12 protein-coding genes are annotated in these 8,230 nt (G+C 57.1%); all 12 read right to left on the reverse strand.

What is annotated here, in order from left to right:
- Positions 1-149, reverse strand: a 149-nt coding sequence (locus BA066_05725) for a cell division protein FtsZ (protein RDD53182.1), incomplete at its 3' end; no start/stop codon positions are given.
- The gene (locus BA066_05730) at positions 146-1,135 is read right to left on the reverse strand and encodes a hypothetical protein (protein ID RDD53183.1); all 990 of its coding nucleotides are present in this window, start codon (positions 1,133-1,135) and stop codon (positions 146-148) included. The genes BA066_05730 and BA066_05725, both read right to left, overlap by 4 nt.
- Complete coding sequence (locus tag BA066_05735) at positions 1,132-1,368, reverse strand: hypothetical protein (GenBank protein RDD53184.1); 237 nt, start codon at positions 1,366-1,368, stop codon at positions 1,132-1,134. The genes BA066_05730 and BA066_05735 overlap by 4 nt, the downstream gene beginning before the upstream one ends.
- The gene (locus BA066_05740; GenBank protein ID RDD53185.1) at positions 1,369-2,364 is read right to left on the reverse strand and encodes a hypothetical protein; all 996 of its coding nucleotides are present in this window, start codon (positions 2,362-2,364) and stop codon (positions 1,369-1,371) included.
- Between the two features lie 11 nt (positions 2,365-2,375).
- Positions 2,376-2,675 carry a hypothetical protein gene (locus BA066_05745; GenBank protein ID RDD53186.1) on the reverse strand — a complete coding sequence of 100 codons (300 nt, stop codon included), beginning with the start codon at positions 2,673-2,675 and terminating at the stop codon, positions 2,376-2,378.
- 14 nt (positions 2,676-2,689) lie between these two features.
- The gene (locus BA066_05750; GenBank protein RDD53187.1) at positions 2,690-3,709 is read right to left on the reverse strand and encodes a hypothetical protein; all 1,020 of its coding nucleotides are present in this window, start codon (positions 3,707-3,709) and stop codon (positions 2,690-2,692) included.
- Positions 3,710-3,715: 6 nt separating this feature from the next.
- Entirely contained in the window at positions 3,716-4,726 is a 1,011-nt protein-coding gene (locus BA066_05755) for a hypothetical protein (protein RDD53188.1), read from the reverse strand.
- A gap of 314 nt (positions 4,727-5,040) precedes the next feature.
- A complete protein-coding gene (locus BA066_05760) occupies positions 5,041-5,856 on the reverse strand; it encodes a metal ABC transporter permease (GenBank protein RDD53189.1) in 816 nt (271 codons plus the stop codon).
- Entirely contained in the window at positions 5,847-6,563 is a 717-nt protein-coding gene (locus tag BA066_05765; GenBank protein ID RDD53190.1) for a metal ABC transporter ATP-binding protein, read from the reverse strand. The genes BA066_05760 and BA066_05765 overlap by 10 nt, the downstream gene beginning before the upstream one ends.
- Entirely contained in the window at positions 6,563-6,970 is a 408-nt protein-coding gene (locus BA066_05770) for a hypothetical protein (protein RDD53191.1), read from the reverse strand. Before BA066_05770 ends, BA066_05765 begins: the two co-directional genes overlap by 1 nt.
- Positions 6,971-6,974: 4 nt before the next feature.
- Positions 6,975-7,979, reverse strand: a complete 1,005-nt coding sequence (locus BA066_05775) for a zinc ABC transporter substrate-binding protein (protein ID RDD53192.1) — start codon at positions 7,977-7,979, stop codon at positions 6,975-6,977.
- 67 nt (positions 7,980-8,046) lie between these two features.
- Positions 8,047-8,230 (reverse strand): hypothetical protein (locus BA066_05780; GenBank protein RDD53193.1); only part of this gene is annotated, 184 nt, incomplete at its 5' end.

Below are 8,230 nucleotides of genomic sequence, written 5' to 3' on the forward strand. Positions count from 1 at the left end.
GCCTTCAGGTGGTTCGCCTCCGTGTGTATGGCTATTGTCTTCACAGGCGCGCCCACTTCCTTGAGTCTGTTGAGCGTGTTGCAGCCAGCTCCACCAACTCCGACCACTGTCATGGTCACCCTAGCGCTCTCCTGGGCCATCAGGATCAACCCCCTCCCATGGAGCTCAGGAAGTCCTCCACCATCCTCGACTTCACTCCGAACACATAGACGGTGACCTTGGGGCTGGTCATCTCTATGCTGGGCTTGAGCCCGAAGTATACCTCGGGTATGCCCAAGTTGTTCGTGAGCACGTCCTGCACGTATGTCATTCCCTCAACGGACACGGCCGTCTCAGCGGATTCCAGTATGCCGACGACGCCCTTGGCCCCCTTGAGGTCAGCGTCCCCGAACGGGTCCACCAGGGAGCCCTCGAAGGCCTCCCTAGTAGTCCTTCCCTCCCCGAACCCTGAGTACCCGAGACCCGATCCCTTAGCAATCTCCTTCATAACGGCGAAGTCTACGTTCTGCATTCCCGGTAGCGGAGAGAGGTTCTGAAGCGACGCCAGGCCCTTAACAACGTTGAAGAGCCTGTCATCCATCATCTTGTAGGCCCTCGTCAGGGGAACGTTCGTGTACTTCCTCTTCAGGACATCGTTGAACGCCACCCAGGTCACATCCGATAGGTCTATGACCTCCGAGAGGCCATACCTGGCGTTGTTCATCTTCACCTCCCCCTCGCTGGAGAACGGGAGCACAACGTAGCTTATCGTCAGGGCGTTGGGCAGGCTCTCCTTTATGGCCTCGGCGAGGGTCACTATGCCCCCGGTTCCGGCCCCTCCTCCAAGCCCAGCCAGGAGCAATATGACCTCCCTGTCGCTCAGCAGTGATATTAGGTTCTCCTTCACGCTCTCCATGGCCTTTCTCCCATTCTCAACGGTTCTGGCGCTCCTGCCTCCCAGGAAGGACTCCCCGGCCAGCACCTTGTGGTCCGCCTTCGTGGCGCCCAGCGAAGCAGCGTCTGTGTTCACTGCCACCAGCTTCGCTTCGGAGAACCCCGTTCTCTTTATGTTTGTTATCATGTTGCAGCCGGCTCCCCCTATACCCACGACGGCCAACTTGAGGGAGGCCGATACCTCCGGTCTCCTCCAACTCACTTCCTCCTCACCTCCACAACACCTTTGACCAATACTACATCACCAACGGCTAAAATACTTGAAGGGGGGAGTGTGTACTCCAGTTCCTTCTCGCTACTCCCTCTCAAAATCTTCACCTTCACCAGCAGGTTAGCCTTTCCCTCCTCATCTATCACGACGTCGCTGACGACCCCAACCCTCCTAGCTGAGCTGTCTATCACTTCCTTACTCACGACCTCCTCCCTTCTGATCAATCATATCCCTCCTTGGAGCCATTTGTCCACGAATTCAGACCTGACTCCGGTGGTCAGTAGCATTATCTTCGGCTCGTACAGCTTCCAGTTCGGCTTTATTCCCCAGAATATGCTCATTATGTTGTAGTCCGTTGAGAGCGTCTGGGGTATCCTGTCCAGCTCCCTCATCACTAGCTGCGACTGGTTCCCCTCAACGTAGACTATCGCACCCTTCGCGTTCCTGATGTCGGCCTCGCTGTAGTTGGCCGCTATCGCTGCCCTGAACGCTTCCGTGGCGCTCCTCCCCCTGCCTATACCGATGAACCCCAGGCCAGAACCCCTGACGAGCACCTCCATGTTGCTGTAATCTATGTTCACCAGACCCGGCTGGGGAACTATGTCCTGCAGCCCCACTATGGAGTCCACTATGTCCACCAGGAGCTTGTCCATCTCCCTGAAAGCTTGGGCGACAGGTAAGTTGCCAGCCCTCTCCTTGAGCAGGTCGTTGGCATTGACGACAGTCATGTCAGCCGAATCGAGCATTCTTGAAAGGCCCCACTGAGCGTTCCTTATCCTGGTTGGCCCCTCTGATGTGAAGGGCAGCGTCACTATCCCTATCACTATCTTGTCGGGGAACTTCTCCTTTATCGCCTCAGCTATGGTGGGCCCGGCCCCCGTTCCCGTGCCCCCTCCCATGCCGGCCGTTATCATTATCAGCTCCTTATCCCTCAGAGGAGCCAATATCTTGTCCATGTCCTGCTCCGCTATCATCCTACCCAGCTCTGGGGAGCCGGCCGCTCCCCTTCCCTTGTGGGCCCCCTCTCCTATCAGTATCTTTATGTCAGCGCTTATCCTCTGCAGCACCGGTGCATCAGTATTTACTGCCACCGTGGGAACCCTGACGCCGTACCTCTTGACGTTGTTGACTGTATTGCAACCACAGCCCCCGACCCCGACCAGGACCATCTTGAGGGCTGAGAGCTCCGAGGCCCTGGCCAACTCGGACCTGGACATCATCGGGCATCACCTCACAGCGAGCTCCCAATTGAGGCCATCTTCGACTCCAGGATCCTCATGAAGGTTTTCCTCAGCTCCTCCATGTCCGTCACAGCACCTCCCCTGGCCTCAACATACTCCTTAACGGCGACCAAGGGAGGTATGTATGGGAACTTCTCCTGCCTCGCGAACCATGCAAGTGATACCTCACCCTTGTTCTCATCCAGATACCTGCTGATCAGTTCGGTTATGGATACGGAAGGTTGAGGCTGGGGTTGGAATGAGGGCTGGGTTTCCTCCCTCTTCTCCTCTTCCTTCTTCCTGCGGAACATGCACACACCCCCCATCACAGACCTAACTCAGCCAAAAAATCATCAACATACGTTGAGCGGACCTGCGTCACCAGCAGGTTCACCCTGACGTCTGGGTACTCGAAGGTGGGCCTGACCCCCATGAACACGGTCGGTATCCTGTACCTCCTGCTCAGTATGTCAGTAGCCTCTCTCATCTGATCCACCCTGAGGTCCACGGACTTGCCCTCGAAGTATATTATGGCTCCCTTGGCCTCGGTCAAATCGCACTTAGCGTAGTCATCCTGCAGGGCATCGTCGAATGCCTGGAATATGTACTGCCCCCTTCCCACGCCTATGAACCCGAGTCCCGACTGGTAGGATATCCTGGAGAAGTTGCTAAGGTCAACGTTGACGTAACCCGGGCCTGTCTCAGTGCTCTGCATCTTTACCAGGGCATGGACGCTCCTCTCTATCTTCCTGTTAACCAGAGAGAAGGCGTAGTTCAGGTCGACTGACCTGGCCTTCTCCATGGCCAGATCGTTAGCGTTCACTATCGTGACATCGGAAGTATCAATCGTTTCCCTCAATGAGAACTGGGCGTTCCTCCTCCTCTCCTCACCCTCCTCCCTCATTGGCAGCGTCACGATGGATATCTTTATAGCATCCCTGTGCCTGAGACCTATCTCCCTCATCAGCACCGGTAGGCCACCGGATCCCGTGCCCCCTCCCATGCCGGCTATCCCTATCACTATATCCACCTTCTCATCGAGGGCCCTCAACACGCTCTCTATGTCCTCCTCCATCGCCTCCCTCCCTATATCGGGGACCCCCTGGGCTCCCCTCCCCTTGTGCGTGTACCTGCCTATCAGGACCTTCTCATCGGCCTCGGCTTTCCTGAGCACCGCAGAATCCGTGTTCACCGCTATCGTCTTCACGTTCTTGGGGAACTTCTTGTAGAAGGCGCTGACTATGTTGTTACCGCAACCACCTATGCCCACGATGTTTATCCTAGCCTCGGAAACCCTCTCCGCCTCCTCAAGGCCCCTATCAACACCCCTCCTCCTGACTGCCATCTCACCTCACTCCCTCAACAACTCCTTGACATCCCCTATCATATCCCTAACGAACGGGGAGTCGACGCCCGTGGCGTACACGAGGGCCTCTGGGGTCCTGAGCATCGGGCTCAGCCTTGCTCCGAATGATATCCTCTCCACATTGTACTTCTCCGTTATGAGCCTGGGACCATCTATCACGTCCAAGAGGCTTGCCGTCGGCGGCGCCTTGAGGTAAAGCAGGTAGCCGGAGGCGGATGTCGGGTTAGAGTCGAGCAACCTGGTGTCTATGGCATTCTCAACGGCCTTCCTCACGCTCCTGTGAGAGCCTATCCCTATGAAGCCTATGCCTGACCTCTCTATCATCCCCCTGAGGTCGGGGAAGTCGAGCCTCTGCAGCGTGTCCCTGGGGTCGAGCATCTCCACCATGTAGTTGACCGCCATCTTCAGTATGTTGTCCATCCTTGAGTAGGCCACCTGGGCCGGCATCTCACCGAACTTCTCAAGCAGTATGTCGTTCATGTTGACAACCACACTGTCGCTCACGACAACTGTTTCCCTCAGACCGGACTGGACGTTCTTCATCTTCGTCTGTCCCTCGTACCTGAACGGTATGGTCACCACAGATATTATGGCTGGCGCCTTGTCCCCGTACTCGTCCCTTATGGCCCTTAGGAGGAACGGCAGGCCGCCGCTCCCCATGCCCCCTCCCAGCCCGGCAACCGTGATGAGGAGGTCGCAGACATCCAGTGTTCTTATGACCTTATCCAAGTCCTCGTCCACCGCCTTCTGGGCGAGGCTTATGTCACCTCCGCTCCCCCTCCCCCTCAGCGTGTTCTCCCCTACCTGTATTATCTCGTGGGCCTTCACCTGCCTGAGGGCGTTTAGGTCGGAGTCAAGAGCCACAAGCTTGGCTATCTCCATCCCCGCCCTCGCTAGAGAATCGATAGCCTTTATCCCGGCTCCTCCAACACCCAGAACGGTGATCTTGGTTGGTATCTCCTCGAACCTGGTGGGAAGACCGGCTCTACTCGACATATTCACATACCTCCCGGAGGATCCTCACTACGAGATGCTATCCGATTTTCCGTTGCAATCCCTCCCTTCTCCCTCCCTTCCGGGGTTCATCGGACTCCCTTGCCCCTTGGGGTACCTTCGCGAAACTTATATAATTTAACTTTTGTGTAAAGCCGCGGGAGCTCCGCTCACGGTGCAATGGCCTCCTTTTGCCCATTTGACTGAATTTCGCATCCTGCTAGGGGGAATATTTGAAAACATATTTGAAGCAATTGCCAACAATAATCACTTTCATTTAATTATGCTCCTCATCGGGGCTGTGATGATGGATCCCATCACAGCTCCAAGCTATGCTCAACTAATTTATCCCTGATCCAGCTCACCAGCTTCGAGATAACTGCTAAGAGCGCCGAGAGGAGCGAGATGGATGCCCCAACCGGAAGATCGAACGCGTAACTCGCCCAAAGACCCGACAAGGAGGATGCCGCTGCGATCGCAGCGGAGACCATGGGCTGATACCTATTGCTCCTCAGGAGGAAGATGGATGCTGTTACCGGGTTGTAAAGGAGGGAGAAGACCAGGAAGCCACCGGTTATCTTCAGGGCGAGAGCTATGGCCAAGCCGCAGAGGGTGAGCACGAGGGTTGTGTGTAGGGACACATTCACACCCTCAGCCTCCGCCAACCTCCTATCGAACATTATCGAGCTCAACTCGAGCCTGTAGGCTGATGTGTAGCTCGAGAGGATGAGGAGGATGAAGGCCATTCCCATCAGCTTCTCCGGGCTTGCGGCCAGCAGGCTCCCCCAGAGGACGCTGGCCACCTCGGATGTCGCCAGGACCCTGACGTTTGAGAGGTATATGGACAGCAAAGCTATTGAGGAGGATGCCGAGAAGAGCACCATGCTCATGAGCTCCCTCCCCTGGTTCACCCTCGTGGAGAGCAGCCCCAGGATGAGGGATGAAATAAGGGAGAGGAAGAAAGCTCCGTAGGTTGGGTCGATCCCTATCACGAGCCCTATGGATGCCCCAGCGAGCGCGGAGTGGGCCACGCTGAAGCTCAAGGTGATGAGACCCATCCTCTGAACGTAGAAACCCAGTGTCCCGAGCAGGAAGCCAGCTAGCACAGCCGTCAGGAGTATAGTCAGCAGCAAGAAATCAGCCTCCCCTGATCCATCCTCAAGATCCTATCCGGGCGGCGCGGGGCTATACCATCGTGACTCACCACGATCACGGTGGCCCCCTCGCTGAGCGAGTAGCTCTCCAGAAGATCCGCCAAGAGGGACCTGGTCTCAGCATCCAGGCTCGAGAAGGGCTCATCTAGGAGCAGGACCCTGGGTCTCCTCGCCAGGGCCCTAGCTATCATCACCCTCTGCTGCTGTCCACCGCTGAGCCTCCCGAAGGGTTCATCCATCAGTTCCCTAATGCCCAGCGCTGCGCATATCTCCTCAATCCTCCCCTCGAGCTCAGCATTGATGAACTGACCCCTGAGGGGGGCAAGTCCCATGAGCAATACCCTCCTCACCGTGTAGCTCTCCTCCGGGGGCTTCATGAAGTCCTGAGGGACATAGCTGCAGAGTTTCCTGGTCTCAATAATCTTCCTGCTCTTCGTGTTCACTCCTAGGAGAAAAGCCTCCCCTCTAACCGGCTTGAGGAGTCCCAAGCAGGTCTCCAGGAGCGTGGTCTTCCCGGCCCCGTTTGGGCCCGTTATGAGGACGGATTCGCCCCTCCCGATCGAGAGGCTGATCCCCCTTATGGCGGGCCTCTCGCTCCCCGAGTAAGAGACCCAAACTTCCTCCAACCTCACAGCATCATCGGGGCTCAACACAATCCCTCCGCGATTTAAAAATGGAGGGATTATTAAATGAGGGTCTCCTCGAAGAGATCCGCGAGCTCAGCCCCCTCTACCCAGGCGGCAGCTGAGTCAATTCCCTCGCTCGAGGACATACTCTCTAAAAACTCGGAGATCCCTCCCCTAAGCCTCAGCAGGAGTTTGAGGTTCCTCCTCCTGTTGAGGAAGAAGAACTCCACGCCATCATGCTCCTCGATCCTCACACTCATCTTCCCAAGCGTGCATCCGGCTGAGGCCTGCACACCGTCCACAGAGCACGTGTATGGGGTCCTGAGGGGGCACCTGATGACGCAGAGGAGGTCGTGCTCGCTCTCAGGGTTCAGGAGCTCCAGTGCCCTGAGGCCGGCCCTGTAGCCGAGGACGAGCCAAGGTCCCCTGTGACCGTGCATCCTGGCGGCATCCTCCAGGCTTATCAAAGCATCACCTCCTCCTGAGGATCAGGATGGCCTCTACGATCGCTATCACAGCCAGAATAGCTGCGAGAGCCTCGTAAATCTGAGCCTGACTTCTCGACTCCCCGACGGAGGCCCTGAGCTCAGCGTGGGACAGGGCTTCAGCCAGCCTCTCGGCGTTCCACCTCATGACCTGGGTCATGTTCCCCAGCTCGGGAGGGGATCCCGGGAAGTTAGACAGGGCGACCTCAACGGCGTTGACCTGGGAGGCTATTCTGGAACCAATCTCCGTCCCGCTCTGTAGATTGTCCACGACGAGCACGGCCTTTCCCTCGCTCGCGTTCCTCACTATGGAGTCGAAGAGCTTCGCCGACACCTTCTCAGGGGGAGGGAATGTGGCTACTATCCTGAATCCCAGGAACTTGAGGAAGTCTGCCTGGAACATCATGCTCACAACAGGCTTCCCGGAGAACCCCTTAAGCTCCGCAATCCTCCTCAAATCCTCGGCGGTTTCATCTATCGCTCTAAGGCATCTATCGAGCTTTGCAGATGTGTTCAAGCCCAGGTATTTGTCCAGCGTCCTTGAAACGTTGATGTACATGGATTTAAGGGAATCTGGGGTGTTCCATCCACCGGTAATCCTGACAGCTGGGGCCCTGCTCCCCGAGGCCGTTCTCAGCTCCTCCACCCATGGCTCTATGCCGTGGTAGAGTATGAGATCCGCCTCCGCAATAGCGTAGGCATCGCTGGGCCTGGCATCATAGTGCCCGGGACAGATGCTAGGGGAAGCTATCACCTCAACCTCTACCGAGTCGCCGGCCAGGTCCCTCACGATGCTCCCGAGAACCGTCGTGGAGCAGACGACCTTCGGCCCTCCGTCGGCCGAGGCCATCAGGACCGGAATGGCGAGCATCAGGAGGAGAAGGGCGAGCCTCATAGGGGTGCGCGGACCCCAAACAATATAAATATTACTCCTGATGAATATCAGTAATACTGGAGTGCGGCGGGCCAGCAAGAGAAGGATCCGCTCCATCGAGGGAGTCGTCTGGGATCAGGGATGGAACTGGTGCCCGCTCGGTCCCTCCGTTCGCTCACATCCCCTAGAAGCCAGCGATATCCCGATGATCGTGAGCCCTCATCCGCCTGTAGGCCACGCACCTGTCGAAATCACCCTCCTTCCCTATGCACTCGAAGCTCAGGCCCAGCCTCTTGGCCAGCGCCTCGGCGGCCCTCACAGGGAATGTGGAGCCATCCAAGATAAGGAGTATCCCCTCCCCCTCCCCC

It is taken from the genome of Candidatus Korarchaeota archaeon NZ13-K (assembly GCA_003344655.1).
Taxonomy (GTDB): domain Archaea; phylum Korarchaeota; class Korarchaeia; order Korarchaeales; family Korarchaeaceae; genus Korarchaeum.